The 15,367-nt window shown below is 62.3% G+C and carries 15 protein-coding genes; 13 read left to right on the top strand and 2 right to left on the bottom strand.

Annotated features, from left to right (window positions below; translation table 11 throughout):
* Position 1: 1 nt before the first annotated feature.
* Together GT756_RS00660 and GT756_RS00655 are read left to right on the top strand one after the other, a co-directional pair.
* A complete protein-coding gene (locus GT756_RS00660; RefSeq protein WP_004204030.1) occupies positions 2 to 820 on the top strand; it encodes a phytanoyl-CoA dioxygenase family protein in 819 nt (272 codons plus the stop codon).
* A 22-nt stretch (positions 821 to 842) separates the two neighbouring features.
* Positions 843 to 1,826: a zinc-dependent alcohol dehydrogenase family protein gene (locus tag GT756_RS00655; RefSeq protein WP_072500739.1), complete on the top strand. Its 984-nt coding sequence runs from the start codon at positions 843 to 845 to the stop codon at positions 1,824 to 1,826.
* Between the two features lie 2 nt (positions 1,827 to 1,828).
* Here GT756_RS00655 and tynA read toward each other — a convergent pair whose 3' ends face one another.
* Positions 1,829 to 4,096, bottom strand: coding sequence for a primary-amine oxidase (gene tynA, locus GT756_RS00650; RefSeq protein WP_160124505.1), 2,268 nt, complete (start codon positions 4,094 to 4,096; stop codon positions 1,829 to 1,831).
* A 166-nt stretch (positions 4,097 to 4,262) separates the two neighbouring features.
* Here tynA and GT756_RS00645 point away from each other — a divergent pair, with 166 nt between their 5' ends.
* The gene (locus GT756_RS00645) at positions 4,263 to 4,427 is read left to right on the top strand and encodes a hypothetical protein (protein WP_032425973.1); all 165 of its coding nucleotides are present in this window, start codon (positions 4,263 to 4,265) and stop codon (positions 4,425 to 4,427) included.
* 416 nt (positions 4,428 to 4,843) lie between these two features.
* Here the strand turns inward: GT756_RS00645 and paaZ are convergent, their stop codons facing one another.
* A complete protein-coding gene (gene paaZ, locus GT756_RS00640) occupies positions 4,844 to 6,889 on the bottom strand; it encodes a phenylacetic acid degradation bifunctional protein PaaZ (protein ID WP_130971890.1) in 2,046 nt (681 codons plus the stop codon).
* Between the two features lie 286 nt (positions 6,890 to 7,175).
* Here paaZ and paaA point away from each other — a divergent pair, with 286 nt between their 5' ends.
* Genes paaA through pcaF form a run of 10 tightly spaced genes read left to right on the top strand, consistent with a single transcriptional unit; the run spans position 7,176 to position 15,351 of the window.
* Positions 7,176 to 8,105, top strand: a complete 930-nt coding sequence (gene paaA / locus GT756_RS00635) for a 1,2-phenylacetyl-CoA epoxidase subunit PaaA (protein ID WP_160124504.1) — start codon at positions 7,176 to 7,178, stop codon at positions 8,103 to 8,105.
* Positions 8,106 to 8,116: 11 nt separating this feature from the next.
* Complete coding sequence (gene paaB, locus GT756_RS00630; RefSeq protein ID WP_002902768.1) at positions 8,117 to 8,404, top strand: 1,2-phenylacetyl-CoA epoxidase subunit PaaB; 288 nt, start codon at positions 8,117 to 8,119, stop codon at positions 8,402 to 8,404.
* A gap of 7 nt (positions 8,405 to 8,411) precedes the next feature.
* Positions 8,412 to 9,167, top strand: a complete 756-nt coding sequence (gene paaC, locus GT756_RS00625; protein ID WP_004204036.1) for a 1,2-phenylacetyl-CoA epoxidase subunit PaaC — start codon at positions 8,412 to 8,414, stop codon at positions 9,165 to 9,167.
* Between the two features lie 11 nt (positions 9,168 to 9,178).
* Positions 9,179 to 9,676: a 1,2-phenylacetyl-CoA epoxidase subunit PaaD gene (paaD, locus tag GT756_RS00620; RefSeq protein ID WP_004204037.1), complete on the top strand. Its 498-nt coding sequence runs from the start codon at positions 9,179 to 9,181 to the stop codon at positions 9,674 to 9,676.
* Positions 9,677 to 9,683: 7 nt separating this feature from the next.
* On the top strand, positions 9,684 to 10,754 hold the full coding sequence (gene paaE / locus GT756_RS00615) for a 1,2-phenylacetyl-CoA epoxidase subunit PaaE (protein WP_004204038.1): 1,071 nt from the start codon (positions 9,684 to 9,686) through the stop codon (positions 10,752 to 10,754).
* Positions 10,751 to 11,518, top strand: a complete 768-nt coding sequence (paaF, locus tag GT756_RS00610) for a 2,3-dehydroadipyl-CoA hydratase PaaF (protein WP_160124503.1) — start codon at positions 10,751 to 10,753, stop codon at positions 11,516 to 11,518. The genes paaE and paaF overlap by 4 nt, the downstream gene beginning before the upstream one ends.
* Positions 11,519 to 11,520: 2 nt before the next feature.
* Positions 11,521 to 12,309: a 2-(1,2-epoxy-1,2-dihydrophenyl)acetyl-CoA isomerase PaaG gene (paaG, locus tag GT756_RS00605; RefSeq protein WP_049092120.1), complete on the top strand. Its 789-nt coding sequence runs from the start codon at positions 11,521 to 11,523 to the stop codon at positions 12,307 to 12,309.
* Positions 12,310 to 13,734 (top strand): 3-hydroxyacyl-CoA dehydrogenase, encoded by a 1,425-nt coding sequence (locus GT756_RS00600; protein ID WP_174562415.1) that lies wholly within the window; start codon positions 12,310 to 12,312, stop codon positions 13,732 to 13,734.
* The gene (gene paaI, locus GT756_RS00595) at positions 13,724 to 14,146 is read left to right on the top strand and encodes a hydroxyphenylacetyl-CoA thioesterase PaaI (protein WP_004204043.1); all 423 of its coding nucleotides are present in this window, start codon (positions 13,724 to 13,726) and stop codon (positions 14,144 to 14,146) included. Before GT756_RS00600 ends, paaI begins: the two co-directional genes overlap by 11 nt.
* On the top strand, positions 14,146 to 15,351 hold the full coding sequence (gene pcaF / locus GT756_RS00590; RefSeq protein ID WP_160124502.1) for a 3-oxoadipyl-CoA thiolase: 1,206 nt from the start codon (positions 14,146 to 14,148) through the stop codon (positions 15,349 to 15,351). The genes paaI and pcaF overlap by 1 nt, the downstream gene beginning before the upstream one ends.
* Positions 15,352 to 15,367: the final 16 nt, after the last annotated feature.

Raw genomic sequence — 15,367 nt, 5'->3', positions numbered from 1 at the left:
GATGCACAACCAACACTCTCACCATATCGATCAAGCGACAGTCGACCGCTGGCAGGCGGATGGCGTGGTATTACTGAAGGGCGTTTTTACCCCCTGGGTTGAGCGCCTCGCCGAGGGGGTCACGGCGCTGATGGCCAGCCCCAGCGAATATGGTCATGCGCGCACGGTGATCCCCAAAGATGGTTCGCCGCCTTTTTTTCAGGATTACTGCAACTGGTCGCGGATCCCGGCGTTTAGCGAGTTTGTCTTCCAGTCGGCCGCCGCCGAAATCGCCGCGGCGCTGATGCAGTCGCAGACGGCGAAATTTTTCCATGAGCATACGCTGGTCAAACCCGCCGGGGGCAGCACGGTCACCCCCTGGCATCATGACCAGCCTTACTATTGCGTCTCCGGCCGACAGAACGTCAGCTTCTGGATCCCGCTGGACCCGGTAGCAGAGGCCACCTCGCTGCGCTGCATTCGCGGGTCGCATCGCTGGGAGGCGGAGTACAGTCCCACCCGCTTCAATGGCACCAGGCTCTACGAGCACACCCGGTTCAGCGCGCTGCCGGATATCGACGCCCATGAGGACGAGTACGATATCGTCAGCTGGGCGCTGGAGCCGGGGGATGCGGTGGCCTTTCATTTTCGCACCGTCCATGGCGCCCGCGGCAACCCTGGAGCGCGGGCGCGACGGGTCTTCTCCGCCCGCTGGGTGGGGGATGACGCCGCCTTTGCCGACCGCGGCGGCGTGACGTCGCCGCCGTTCCCCGAGCTGACCCTGCGGGACGGCGACCCGCTGGATTCTCCACTGTTCCCCCAGGTCTGGCCACCAGCGTAAGCGGCTTCGGACGGGATCTGCTATGATCCCGTCTTTCGTTGTCTGGAGCCAGTCGATGTTCAACGACGCCATTGTTTATGACCGCTACGGGCCGCCGGCCGCGGTGCTAACGCTGAAACGCGCCCCGCTGGCGCCGCTGGCCGGTGGACGGGTGCGGGTCAGGATGCGCTATGCCCCGGTGAATCCTTCAGATCTGATCCCCATCACCGGCGCCTATCGCCACCGTACCCGACTGCCGGCCGTCCCCGGCTACGAAGGCCTTGGCGAGGTGGTCGCCGCGCCATTCGGCAGCCGGCTGACCGCGGGCCAGCGGGTGCTGCCCCTGCGCGGGGGCGGCACCTGGCAACGGTTTATCGATCTCGATGAGACCTGGCTGGTGCCGGTTCCCCCGGCGGTGGACGATCTGCTGGCCGCCCGCGGGTATATCAATCCGCTGACTGCGATGCTGATGCTCAGTCGCTGGCCGGTTGCCGGGAAACAGATCGTGCTGACCGCCGCCGCCTCCTCCTGCGCCAGCCTGCTGGGGCAGTGGGCGCTGGCCATGGGCGCCCGTTCGGTAAGCGGGATTATTCGCTCGCCGCAGCATCGGGCGCGTCTGGAGCAGGCCGGGATCTATCCGATCCTCGACGCCGACCGGGCGCTGGTGGAGAAGGTCAGCCAGCACAGCGATCTGGTGTTTGACGCGGTGGGCGGGGAGCTGGGGAACACGCTGTTGTCGGTGCTGCCCGCGTCGTCGACCCTGGTCTCCTACGGCTTATTATCCGGGCGGCCGTTGATCCAGACGCGCGCCAGCGCGGCGGTGCGCAAGTTTCATCTGCGGGAGGCGCTGCCTGGCCTCAGCGTGGCGGCATGGCGGGCGGCGTTCGATGAGATCTGGCAGCGGCTACCGACGACTACGCAACCGCCGGCCCAGCGGGTGGCGTTGAACGACTGGCGCGAGGCGATTGCCGCCGCCGGCCAGCCGGGAAGAGGCGGTAAAATCCTGCTCGATTTCACCGTGGGTTGAGATTACTGTTTCTTCTCGCCGAGGGTCGGCGTTTCGTCAAAGAAGTTCCATGGCTTCAGCAGGGCGTGCGCCCATTCGGTCGGCATGATCGGCCACTCTTCAGCGCGCGCCACGTGGGTGGTGCCGGTGGTGATCCACACCACGTCATCCTGGTGCGTCAGCGACTCATCGTCCTTGGCATACTGGCCTAACCCGGTATCGTGAGCGGAGCGGTTGGGGTATTTGCCTTCCGGATAGCGTTCGCTCGGGTGGTAGCGCGTCACCCACAGCTGTTTATCCATAAAGCTCAGACGATGGTAGATCCACTCGTCGGGGGCGAACTTGGCGCCGGTCGCCGCCGGATGGGTGCCGCCAGCGTAAGGGATGATCTGGTAAGAGACTGGGTTACCCATGCGGTTCTCTTTGCTGGTGTTGCTCAGCAGGCGAATCGTACCCGGGTCGAATTTCTGCGCCGCTTTCTGTTCGCTGTCAATCGTGTACTGATTCACCTGCATGGTGCTGGTGCGCGGGCCGCCGGCGGTGTTGGGCTTCACCTCCGGGTCCATCGCCACCAGAGTGTTGTTTTCGCCGTCCACGTCGAGGTCGAGGCGGAAGTTATAGATATGCTGGTGGGTGGTGCCGACAATATTATGGTCGATCAGCGTTCCGTAGCGGGTATCTTCTTTGGCGCTCGGGTCGTGCATGGTTTTCGCCAGCACGCCTTTCACCGCCTCAATCCCGGTGGCGCCGGCATCGATGCCGATGGTGCCGTTGTCGTGGAATACCCAGTCAAAGATATAGTCGTAGTTGCCGACGGTGCTGATCCAGCGCACCACCAGCTCCCGGCGCTCGGTACTGACGTTGGGCTTGCCCATCTCCAGGTGCTTATATTCCGGCCCGGCGTAGCGCTCGAATATGGCGACGGCGTGCGGGATGGTGGTCGGCGCGCCGGTGTAGTCGGCGATGGTTTCATCCAGCAGCACCGCATTCGACGGCGCGTCTTTGCCGCGTACAATCGGCGAGGTCAGGGTGCCCATGCCGTAATCGCCGGAGTCCAGATAGGCTTTGAAATACCAGCCGACGTCCGGGTCGCCGTAGGGGACGATCATCCCGCCGAGCGAACCTTCATACATCACCTGGCGTTTTTTGCCGTTATCGTTGTAGGTCACCGTCGAGAGGATTGGCCCGACGCGCGAGTTAAGACGCAGATGGAAATCCCAGTTCCGCCAGTGAATGGTATCCCCGGTAATGGTATAGTTTTTGCCTTCCGGTTCAGTAATATCCAGCGGTTTCACCGCCGGGGCGTTGCGGTCGCGGCCATCATACGGACGCGGTTCCATCGGCACCGGAATCACCGGGCCTTCCTCGATTTTGATGATTTTCTTTGCTTCCAGGTCGACCACCGCCACCAGGTTTTCAATCGGGTGCGCCCAGTAGTTGCCGTCGCCGGTATCGAGATAGCTGACCACCTTCAGCAGACGCGCATCCTGCTGCAGGCCATCTTTGCCATCGAAGTAGCCGACGGTGAGCGGGGTGGTGACCACCTTGCCAGGATCGGTAATACCGTGTTTTTTCAGCACCGCCGCGAATTCGCTGCTGGCGTTGATGATGTTCTGCACGCTGGCGAAATCATCGAGCAGCACCATGCCGTGCGTGCCTTTGATCGGCGTCCATGAGAGGATTTTTTTGTTTTGCAGATCGACGACGGCTTCAATGACATGTTTGCCATCCAGCATCACCACATCGGCGGTGCGGGGGGCATCAACGGGCGTTCCCTGCAGGGCAAAGGCCCATACCGCCGCTTTATCCGGCTCGTGCAGGGAAATCTCAGTAAAGCGGGTATTGGGCTGGAACTCCGGCGCGGCTTTAACAATGGTCACCGCTTCGCTGATTTCCGCCGCCGAGAGCGAGTTTAACGGGTGAGGGCGTTTTTCCACCTGGAAGGTCTGATCGAGACCCGACTGGAACACGTCGTTGATAAAGGTATCGGAGACCCAGGCTTTACCTTCCTTCATCACCACCGGCACCGGCAGATCAAGGGGTTTACCGTTGACGATCGCGGTTTTGGCGCCCGGCTTCACTTTGACGTAAGCGCCATCTTTTACCAGGGTAAACATTTGCGCATAGTCATCCCAGTGCACGTCAGCACCGAACGCCTCCAGCGTTTTATCCAGCGGTACCATGTGGGCTTCGCTACCGTGAGCGAAGACCGGTGATTGCCAGGCGCAAACCACCGCGACAGCGAGAGCCAGCGCGGTTTTACGCGGGGAAAATTTCAAGCCGTTTGCCATTGTGACCTCATCTTATTGTTGTGTTGTCTTATGCCGCTGCGAATGTCGGCTTTGTCACCCTTAAGCTACCAGCCCGCGGCGCCGTAGCGTTTGTTTGCTCTTGCCAGGTTATTTGTCAGTTTTGCCAGAGGGACGTAAAAAATGCCTCCGCAGAGGCATTGAACACGTGCGCCGATTTTTTGCCGGGTGGCGGCTAACGCCTTACCCGGCCTACAGTCCCAAATCACTGCTGGCGCTAGCGCTGGGGCCGCTGAAACTGCCGGTGCTGGCGGCCTCAAAATCGCTGAGACGTTCCCGGCAGGCCGGGGCAGCCCGCATGGATGCGGGCTGAGGGCCGTGTTTTGCATGGACGCTACCTCGGCCCGACCCGAAGCCTGCAGGGATAAGTCGAAGGGACCGCGCAGCGGCGATTTTGCTGGCCGGAACCGGGGGTACAGGGGGCGGCGGCGACTGGCCGCCCCCTGTGCGCTCCCTGCGCCACGGAAAACAGAATGAAGAAAAATTAACCGGGAGCGCAATGTGCGCTGAAGCCACAGATAACATAAAGAACCACACTTCAGTACTTCCCCTCACCCTGACCCTCTACCGGAGGGAGAAGGAACTGTCCGGTAGCTGTTTTCGCCCCCTGCGCCTTGAGATAAATCACACAGAACAAACGTTTTCCCGGGGCGAAACCGTTGCAAACCGATTGCAGAAGCAATAGCTCAAGGACCGGCCAACAGAGCGCCAGCGGTCTATTTTCCGCCATTACGCCGGGAAATCCCCCTGCTGGCGCGCCACCAGGGTGAGAATGGAATACAGCGCCACCGCCTGCTGGTGCTGGTTGAAAATCTCCACCGCCCATTCCACCACGCCGGTGGCTTTCTCCTCAGCGCTGCGCTGCCGCTTGACCGTTTTCCGCTTACAGGTGAGGCGAACCTGAATAGTGTCGCCCGGTTTGACCGGCTCAATAAAGCGCAGGTTTTCCATGCCGTAGTTGGCGATAACCGGCCCGACGCCGGCATCGACGAACAGACCGGCCGCCGCGGAGATCAGGAAATAGCCGTGGACCACCCGCTCGCCGAAAATCGACTCGGCGGCGGCGATTTTGTCCATGTGGGCGTAGAAATGGTCGCCGCTCAGACAGGCGAAGTTAACGATATCCGCTTCGGTCAGCGTACGGCGCGGGGTCAGCAAACTGTCGCCGGGCTGGATCTCTTCGAAATATTTGCGAAACGGGTGAATGCGATCTTCGCTCACCTGGGCGCCGCGTACCCACTGCTGGCCGATGGTCGCCAGCATCGTTGGGCTGCCCTGGACGGCGGTGCGCTGCATATAGTGTTTCACCGAACGCAGTCCGCCTAGCTCCTCTCCGCCGCCGGCGCGGCCGGGGCCGCCGTGCACCAGCTGCGGCAGCGGCGAACCGTGGCCGGTTGATTCTGCGGAGGATGCTTCGTTCAGGATCTGAATACGGCCATGCGCGCGGGCGGCGCCGAGGATAAACTCCCGCGCCAGTTCGCCGCTGGCGGTAACCAGCGTCCCCGCCAGGCTGCCGCCGCCGGCGCGTGCCAGCGTCAGCGCATGCTGGCGGTCCTGGTAGGGCATCAGGGTCGCCACCGGGCCAAAGGCTTCAATGGCGTGAACCGCCGGGGTTTCATCCGGCTGCGGGCAGTAGAGCAGCGTCGGCGGGAAAAAGGCTCCGGCCGCGCTGAGGTCCGCCTGTCCGCCAAGCAGCGCTTCGCAGCCGGCGGCAATCAGTTTATTGACGCTCTCCTGTACGTCCCGACGCTGCTCGTGATTAACCAGCGCCCCCATCTTAATCCCTTCCTGCGCCGGGTCGCCGACGGTCACTTTATGCAGGCGGGCGATCAGCGCATCGCTAACCGCATTGATCTGCGCCAGCGGGACGATGATGCGGCGGATAGCGGTACATTTTTGTCCGGCTTTCGCCGTCATCTCGCGGACCACTTCCCGGATAAACAGCGCGAACTCCGGTTGCTCCGGCGTGACGTCTTCGCCTAACACACAGCAGTTGAGCGAATCCGCTTCCATGGTAAAGGGAATCGATTTGGCCACCAGGTTGGGGTGCGACCGCAGCTGCTGGCCGGTGGCGGCAGAGCCGGTAAAGGTCACCACGTCCTGGCTATCGAGGTGGTCGAGCAGATCGCCCGCGCCGCCGCAAATCAGGCTGATGGCGCCCTCCGGCACCAGGCCGCTGTCGACAATCGCTTTCACCATTGCCTGGGTGAGCTGGGCGGTAGCGGTTGCCGGTTTAATGATAGCTGGCATACCGGCCAGCCACGTGGGGGCCAGTTTTTCCAGCATTCCCCAGCAGGGAAAGTTGAAGGCGTTGATATGGACGGCGACGCCTGATTTTGAGGTCAGCACGTGACGGGCGGCAAAACCGCCCTGTTTTGAGAGCGGGATCAGCTCGTCTTCCGGCCACAGGATATCGTCCGGCAGTTCGCGACTGCCCAGCCCGGCATAGGTGAAAAGGGTACCGATACCGCCTTCAATATCCACCCAACTGTCGGCGCGGGTGGCGCCGGTTTGCGCCGAGATGGCGTAGAACTGGTCTTTCTGCGCCAGCAAGTGTTTCGCCACCGCTTTTAACATCGCGCTGCGTTCAATAAAGGTCATGGCTTGCAGCGCCTTACCGCCGCGCTCAATCGCGAAGCGGCGCGCCTGCGCCATATCCAGACCTTCACTGGTCACCTCCCACAGCGCCGTGCCGGTGATGGCGTGATGAATAGTACGGGCGCGGCCCCGGCCGGTCTGCCAGGCGCCGGATAAGTAGCTGGCTAACTGCTGCATCGCAAATCTCCAAATGTGTTACGTGTGATATCTATAAATAGTTCTTTTATGAATCATAAAATGCAAGCCAGTATTTAATAAATTATTAACATTGTGATCACGATGGCGTTACGCCTTATGCTTAACTTACTGTATTTATTGTGGTTTACAAAAGGTTTTGCGGAGATTATCACAAAAAGAGCAAACAAAATTTGTGGTTTTATTTAACCAATATGTAACCTTCAATAAACAAAGTGATTCATATTAATGTTTTTGTTGTGAGTATCGGAATCATAAAGGTGATGACGTGACAGAAGAACAACGCTTTGACCAGCGCATCGCGCAGGAAACGGCCATCGAACCGCAGGACTGGATGCCGGATGCCTACCGTAAGACCTTGATTCGGCAGATAGGCCAGCACGCGCACTCGGAGATCGTCGGCATGCTGCCGGAAGGCAACTGGATCACCCGCGCGCCGACGCTGCGCCGCAAAGCGATCCTGTTGGCTAAGGTACAGGATGAGGCTGGACACGGGCTGTATCTCTATAGCGCCGCGGAAACCCTTGGCTGCGCCCGGGAAGACCTGTATCAGAAGATGCTCGACGGGCAGATGAAATACTCCTCCATTTTTAACTACCCGACGCTGAGCTGGGCGGATATCGGCGTGATCGGCTGGCTGGTGGATGGCGCGGCTATCGTCAACCAGGTGGCGCTGTGCCGGACCTCCTACGGGCCCTATGCCCGGGCGATGGTCAAAATCTGCAAAGAAGAGAGCTTTCACCAGCGCCAGGGATTCGAAGCCTGCATGGCGCTGGCGCAGGGCAATGACGCGCAGCGGCAAATGCTGCAGGACGCCATTAACCGCTTCTGGTGGCCAGCGCTGATGATGTTTGGCCCCAACGACGACAACTCGCCAAACAGCGCCCGCAGCATGGCGTGGAAAATCAAACTGCACTCCAACGACGAGCTGCGTCAACGCTTCGTCGACCACACCGTGCCGCAGGTGGAGATCCTCGGCATGACCGTCCCGGACCCGGATTTGCAGTTTGATGCAGCCAGCGGGCACTACCGCTTCGGCGAAATCGACTGGCAGGAATTTAACGAGGTGATTAGCGGCCGTGGCATTTGCAATCACGAACGCCTGGCCGCCAAGCGTAAGGCCTGGGAAGAGGGTGAGTGGGTGCGCGAAGCCGCGCTGGCCCATGCGCAGAAACAGCAGGCCCGCAGCGCGGCATAAGGAGAGACAACATGAGCAAAGTTTACTGGCCGTTATATGAAGTGTTCGTTCGCAGCAAACAGGGGCTTTCCCATCGTCACGTCGGCAGCCTGCATGCCGCCGACGATCAAATGGCGCTGGAAAACGCCCGCGACGCCTACACCCGCCGCAGCGAAGGCTGCTCAATTTGGGTGGTGAAGGCCAGCGAAATCGTTGCTTCGCAGCCGGAAGATCGCGGCGAATTCTTCGACCCGGCGGAAAGCAAAGTCTACCGCCATCCGACTTTCTATACCGTGCCGGACGGCATGGAACATATGTGAGGCGGCGATGAATAACCCGAATCCCGTCGCCACCTACGCCCTGCGTCTTGGCGACAACGGCCTGGTGCTGGCCCAGCGTTTAGGCGCCTGGTGCGGCCATGCCCCGGAGCTGGAGATCGATCTGGCATTGGCCAACATCGGCCTCGACCTGCTTGGCCAGGCGCGCAACTTTTTAAGCTATGCCGCCGAGCTTAACGGCTGCGGCGACGAAGATACCCTGGCCTTCGGCCGCGATGAGCGCCAGTTCAGCAACCTGCTGCTGGTGGAGCAGCCCAACGGCAATTTTGCTGACACCATCGCCCGCCAGTTCTTTATCGACGTCTGGCACGTCGCCCTGTACAGCCGGCTGGTGAACAGCCGCGATGCGCAGCTGGCGGCCATTGCCGCTAAAGGACTGAAAGAGGTGCGCTACCACCAGCGCTTCAGCCGTGGCTGGCTGGAGCGTCTTGGCAACGGCACCGAGGTATCCCAGCGCAAAATGCAGCAGGCGGTCGACAATCTGTGGCGCTTCACCGGCGAACTGTTCCTTGCCGATGACCTGGAGCTCAGCCTGGTCGGGCAGGGCATTGCGGTTGATCCGCGCGAGCTTCAGGCCGAATGGCAAAGCACCGTGCATACCGCGCTGCTTGACTCAGGCTTATCGATCCCGCAGGAAGCGGCCTTCCGCAGCGGCGGCAAACAGGGGCTGCACAGTGAACATCTCGGCCCGCTACTGGCGGAGATGCAATATCTGCAGCGTTCGCATCCCGGCCTGCAGTGGTAAGGGAGGAGAAGATGCAACGTTTAGATGACATCGCTCCCGCCGAGGTGCGCGCCATCTGGGGATTGTTAAGCGCGATCCCGGACCCGGAAGTGCCGGTGCTTACCATCACCGATCTCGGCATGGTGCGCAGCGTCGCGCGCCACGGCGACGGCTGGGTGATTGGCTTTACCCCGACTTATTCGGGCTGTCCGGCGACGGAGCATCTGCTGGGGGAGATCCGCGCAGTGATGAGCGAGCATGGTTATCTGCCGGTCCACATCGTCCTGCAGCTGGATCCGCCGTGGACCACCGACTGGATGAGTCAGGATGCCCGCGAGCGCCTGCGCCAGTACGGCATCAGCCCGCCCCAGGGGCACGCCTGCCATGCGGATATGCCCGCCGAGGTGAGTTGTCCACGCTGCGGCAGCACCCATACCTCGCTGCTTAGCGAATTCGGTTCCACGGCCTGCAAAGCGCTCTATCGCTGCGACAGCTGCCGGGAACCTTTTGATTACTTTAAATGTATTTGAGGTTGCCATGACGACGTTCCATTCGCTTAAGGTGGCGAGAGTCGAGCCGGAAACCCGCGATGCGGTGACCATCACTTTTGCGATCCCGCAAGCCCTGCAGGCGGAATACTGTTTTCGCCCGGGCCAGCATCTGACGCTAAAAGCCCGTCTGGGCGGTGAAGAGCTGCGCCGCTGTTACTCCATCTGCCGCAGCCGCACGCCGGGAGAGATCAGCGTCGCGATCAAAGCCATCGACGGCGGGCGCTTCTCGCGCTACGCCCAGCACGATATCCAGCAGGGGATGGAGCTGGAGGTGATGGTGCCGCAGGGGCATTTCGGCTATCAGCCTCAGGCCGAACGGCAGGGCGACTATCTGGCGATTGCCGCCGGCTCCGGGATCACGCCGATGATGGCGATCGTTAGCGCCACCCTGGCCACCGAGCCGTACAGTCGCTTCACGCTGATCTACGGTAACCGCAACAGCCACAGCATGATGTTCCGCCAGGCGCTAGCCGATTTAAAAGACCGCTATCCGCAGCGCCTGCAGGTGATACATCTGTTCAGCCAGGAGTCGATGGACAGCGATCTTTTACAGGGGCGCATTGACGGCGACAAACTGCGCCAGCTCGCTGACCATCTGCTGGATTTCAGCCGTTTCGACGAGGCCTTTATCTGCGGTCCGGCGACGATGATGGACGAGGCGGAAGCAACGTTACGTGAACTTGGCGTAGCGGAGAAATCGATTCATCTCGAACGCTTCAATACGCCGGGCGGCAGCGTTAAGCGCGCCGCCGGGGTGCAGGCGGAGGGACGCACGGTCACCATCCGCCAGGACGGGCGCGATCGGCTGATCGCCCTCAGCGCCGAAGACGACAGCATCCTGGATGCCGCATTGCGTCAGGGGGCAGACCTGCCGTTTGCCTGCAAGGGCGGGGTGTGCGCCACCTGTAAATGCAAAGTGCTGCGCGGCGAAGTGGCGATGGCCGCCAACTATAGCCTCGAAGCGGATGAGCTGGCGGCGGGTTATGTACTGAGCTGCCAGGCGCTGCCCACCAGCGGCGACGTAGTTGTCGACTTTGACGCGCGGGGGATGGCATGAGCGAGCTGCTGATCCACCGCCATGGCCGGGTGCTGCAGCTGACGCTCAACCGTCCGCAGGCCCGCAATGCACTGAACAATGCCTTATTAACCCAGATTGCCGAGGCGCTGGAGGTCGCGGCCGCTGATAACCGCGTCAGCGTCTGCGTCATCAGCGGTAACCCGCGCTTCTTTGCCGCCGGGGCCGACCTGAATGAGATGGCGGAGAAAGATCTCCCGGCGACCCTGGACGATATCCGCCCGCGGCTGTGGGCGCGTATGAATGCCTTCCCCAAACCGCTGATCGCCTCGGTCAACGGCTACGCCCTCGGCGCCGGCTGCGAGCTGGCCCTGCTGTGCGATCTGATTGTCGCCGGGGACAACGCCCGCTTTGGCCTGCCGGAAATTACCCTCGGCATAATGCCGGGCGCTGGCGGCACCCAGCGGCTGATCCGCAGCGTTGGCAAGGCGCTGGCCAGCCGGATGGTGCTGAGCGGCGAGAGTATTGACGCCCGTCAGGCGCAGCAGGCCGGGCTGGTGAGCGATGTCCATCCGGCGGCGTTAACCGATGAGTATGCCCTGCAACTGGCGACCACCATCGCCCGCCATGCGCCGCTGGCGCTGCGGGCGGCGAAACAGTCGCTGCGCCTGTCGCAGGAAGTGAGCCTGCAGGCCGGTCTCCAGCAGGAGCGCCAGCTGTTCAGCCTGCTGAGCGCCACCGAAGACCGCCGCGAAGGCATCGACGCCTTCTTACAAAAACGTAACCCGGACTTTAAAGGACGCTAATCGTGGAAGCTTTCATTCTCAGCGCAGTGGAACAGGGCGTCATGACCATCACTCTCAATCGCCCGGACCGCCTCAACAGTTTTAACGATCGGATGCATCAGCAGCTGGCGGAATGTCTGAAGCAGGCCGAGCGCGACGACGGCGTACGTTGCCTGCTGATCACCGGCGCCGGCCGCGGCTTTTGCGCCGGCCAGGATCTGAATGACCGCAACGTCGACCCCAGTGGTCCGCCGCCGGATCTCGGCCTGTCGGTGGAACGCTTTTACAACCCGTTAGTGCGCCGTCTGGCGGCGCTGCCGAAACCGGTTATCTGCGCGGTCAACGGCGTAGCCGCTGGCGCAGGCGCCACCCTGGCGCTGGGCTGCGATATCGTGCTGGCCGCGCGTTCGGCCAAGTTTGTGATGGCGTTCAGCAAGCTCGGGCTGGTGCCGGACTGCGGCGGCAGCTGGTTCCTGCCGCGGGTGGCTGGCCGCGCGCGCGCGATGGGGCTGGCGCTGCTGGGCGACAGCCTCAGCGCGGAACAGGCCGCGCAGTGGGGAATGATCTGGCAACTGGTGGACGATGCCGAACTGGCGGATACCAGTCTGCAGCTGGCGCGCCATCTGGCGGCCCAGCCGACGTTTGGTCTTGGGCTGATTAAAAAGGCGCTGCTGGCGGCGGAAACCAACAGTCTCGACGCGCAGCTGGATCTGGAGCGCGATTATCAGCGCCTCGCCGGGCGCAGCGATGATTACCGCGAAGGGGTCAGCGCGTTTCTGGCCAAACGGCCACCACAGTTCAGCGGGAAATAGATGATGACGACATCCTTAGCCAACGTGGCGGTGATCGGCAGCGGCACCATGGGGGCCGGCATCGCCGAAGTGGCTGCTGCCGCCGGGCACCCGGTACTGATTTACGACATCGATCATCAGGCCATCGTCCGGGCGATCGATGGCATTGCCAGGCGTCTTGCCTCTCGGGTCGAGCGCGGCAAACTGGCGTCAGAGCAGGCCGACGCGCTGCTGGCGCGGCTGTATCCGGCCCACGATTTAGCCGCGCTGGCCGACGCAGATTTAGTGATCGAAGCGGCCTCTGAAAGCCTGGAGGTGAAAGCGGCGCTGTTCGCGCAGCTGGCGGCGATCTGCTCGCCGTCAACATTGCTGACCAGCAACACTTCGTCGATTTCGATTACCGCCATCGCCGCCGGGGTCAAAAACCCGGAGCGGGTGGCCGGGCTGCACTTTTTTAATCCTGCGCCGGTGATGAAGCTGGTCGAGGTGGTGAGCGGCCTGGCGACGTCTGCGGAAGTGGTGGAGCAGCTGTGCCAGTGCGTGAGCGGCTGGGGGAAACGGCCGGTTCGCTGCCGCTCGACGCCCGGCTTTATCGTTAACCGCGTGGCGCGTCCGTTCTATGCTGAAGCCTGGCGGGCGCTGGAGGAGCAGGTGGCCGCCCCGGAAGTTATCGATGCCGCTTTGCGTGACGGCGGCGGCTTCCCGATGGGGCCCCTGGCGCTGACGGACCTGATTGGCCAGGACGTCAACTTCGCCGTGACCTGCTCGGTATTTAACGCCTTCTGGCAGGACCGGCGTTACCTGCCATCGCTCCTGCAGCAGGAGCTGGCGCTGGCCGGGCGATTGGGGAAAAAGAGCGGTCACGGCGTCTATCGCTGGCCTGCGGAGACGCAGCCGGAGGTGACGCTGCCGCCGGTCGCCACTGGCGCGCAATCCGTGATGACGGTAAGTGACAGTGTCACCGAACTGGACGAGCTTTTGTTGCTGGAGACCGAAGGCGAAACCGCCCTGGCGCTGAGCGTTAAGCATCGCCGTCCGGTGGTGGTGTATGACCTGTGCGCCAGCGATACGGTGGTGCTGGCCGCCGCGGCGACCAACGCGCCGGCGGCGACGGACAAAGCGGTGCACTATTTCCAGCAGCAGGGCAAGAAAGTGCTGCGCATCGCCGATTATCCCGGCCTGCTGGTGTGGCGCACGGTGGCGATGCTGGTTAACGAAGCGCTGGACGCACTGCAGAAAGGGGTGGCCAGCGCGCAGGATATCGATACCGCCATGCGTCTTGGCGTCAACTACCCGCAGGGCCCGCTGGCGTGGGGGGAAAGCCTCGGCTGGCGCCGCGTGCTGCGCCTGCTGGAGAACCTGCATCACCATTATGGCGAGGAGCGCTATCGCCCCGGTTCCCTGTTGCGCCAGAAGGCGCTAATGGAGAAGCACCATGAGCAATGATCCGTGGCGCAACGCGCGCGTGATGTACGAAAAAGATACCTGCGCCAGAAAGATGGGGATCGAACTTATCGAAATGGACGATGGTTTTGCGCAGATGACCATGACCGTCTCGCCGGACATGCTTAACGGCCATCAAACCTGTCACGGCGGTCAGCTATTTACCCTTGCCGATACCGCTTTCGCCTACGCCTGTAACAGCCAGGGGCTGGCGGCGGTGGCTTCGGCGGCCAGCATTGATTTCCTTCGCCCGGCGTTTGCCGGGGACCGGCTGGTCGCCACCGCCCGAGTCAAACAGCAGGGCAAGCTGACCGGGGTCTACGACATTGAAATTGTTAATCAACAGCAAAAAATTGTGGCCCTGTTTCGCGGCAAATCGCACCGCATCGGCGGCACAATCACAGGAGAAGTCTAATGCGCGAGGCCTTTATTTGTGACGGGATCCGCACGCCGATTGGCCGCTACGGCGGCGCGCTGGCCAGCGTGCGCGCCGACGACCTGGCGGCGATCCCGCTGCGGGCGCTGCTGAGCCGCAACCCGAGGCTTGACCCGACCGCGATCGATGACGTGATTTACGGCTGCGCGAATCAGGCGGGCGAAGATAACCGCAATGTGGCGCATATGGCGACGCTGTTGGCCGGTTTCCCGCATACCGTACCGGGCACCACGATTAACCGTCTATGTGGGTCTGGTCTGGATGCGATCGGCTTTGCCGCCAGAGCGATCAAAGCCGGCGATGCCGATCTGCTGATTGCCGGCGGCGTGGAGTCGATGTCGCGCGCGCCGTTTGTGATGGGGAAGGCCAGCGCGCCGTATCAGCGTCAGGCGGAGCTGTTTGACACCACCATTGGCTGGCGTTTTGTGAACCCGCTCATGGCGCAACACTTCGGAACTGACAGCATGCCGGAAACGGCCGAGAATGTAGCTGAATTGTTAAATATTAGCCGCGCCGATCAGGATGCTTTCGCCTGGCGCAGCCAGCAGCGCACGGCGCAGGCCCAGCGCGATGGCATTCTGGCGCAGGAGATCGTGCCGGTGCAGATTGTCGGCCGGAAAGGGGCGGTCAGCGACGTGCGCGAGGACGAGCATCCGCGCCCGGAAACCACGCTTGAGCAGCTGGCGCAACTGAAAGCGCCGTTCCGCCAGGGCGGCGTCATTACCGCGGGCAATGCTTCCGGCGTCAACGATGGCGCCGCGGCGCTGATCGTCGCCAGCGAACAGCAGGCCGCTATCCAGGGGCTCACGCCGCGCGCGCGTATCGTGGCGATGGCGACGGCAGGGGTCGAACCGCGGCTGATGGGGCTGGGGCCGGTACCGGCGGTGCGTAAAGTGCTGGAGCGGTCGGGACTCAATATCCACGATATGGATCTGATTGAGCTGAATGAGGCTTTCGCCGCCCAGGCCCTGGGCGTGCTCAGACAGCTGGGCGTGCCGGACGATGCGGCGCATGTGAATCCCAACGGCGGCGCCATCGCGTTAGGCCATCCGCTGGGCATGAGCGGCGCGCGTCTGGCGCTGAGCGCCAGCCTTGAGCTGCAGCGCCGCGGCGGGCGCTATGCGTTGTGTACGATGTGTATTGGCGTGGGTCAGGGCATCGCCATGATCCTCGAGCGAGTGTGAGCTAATTTACCTGCGA

Origin of the sequence: Klebsiella sp. Q2 (assembly GCF_009900705.1) — a bacterium.
Taxonomy (GTDB): Bacteria; Pseudomonadota; Gammaproteobacteria; order Enterobacterales; family Enterobacteriaceae; genus Klebsiella; species Klebsiella quasipneumoniae.
The sequence above is the reverse complement of the archived record's forward strand: the minus strand, read 5'-3'. Positions and strand labels throughout refer to the sequence as shown.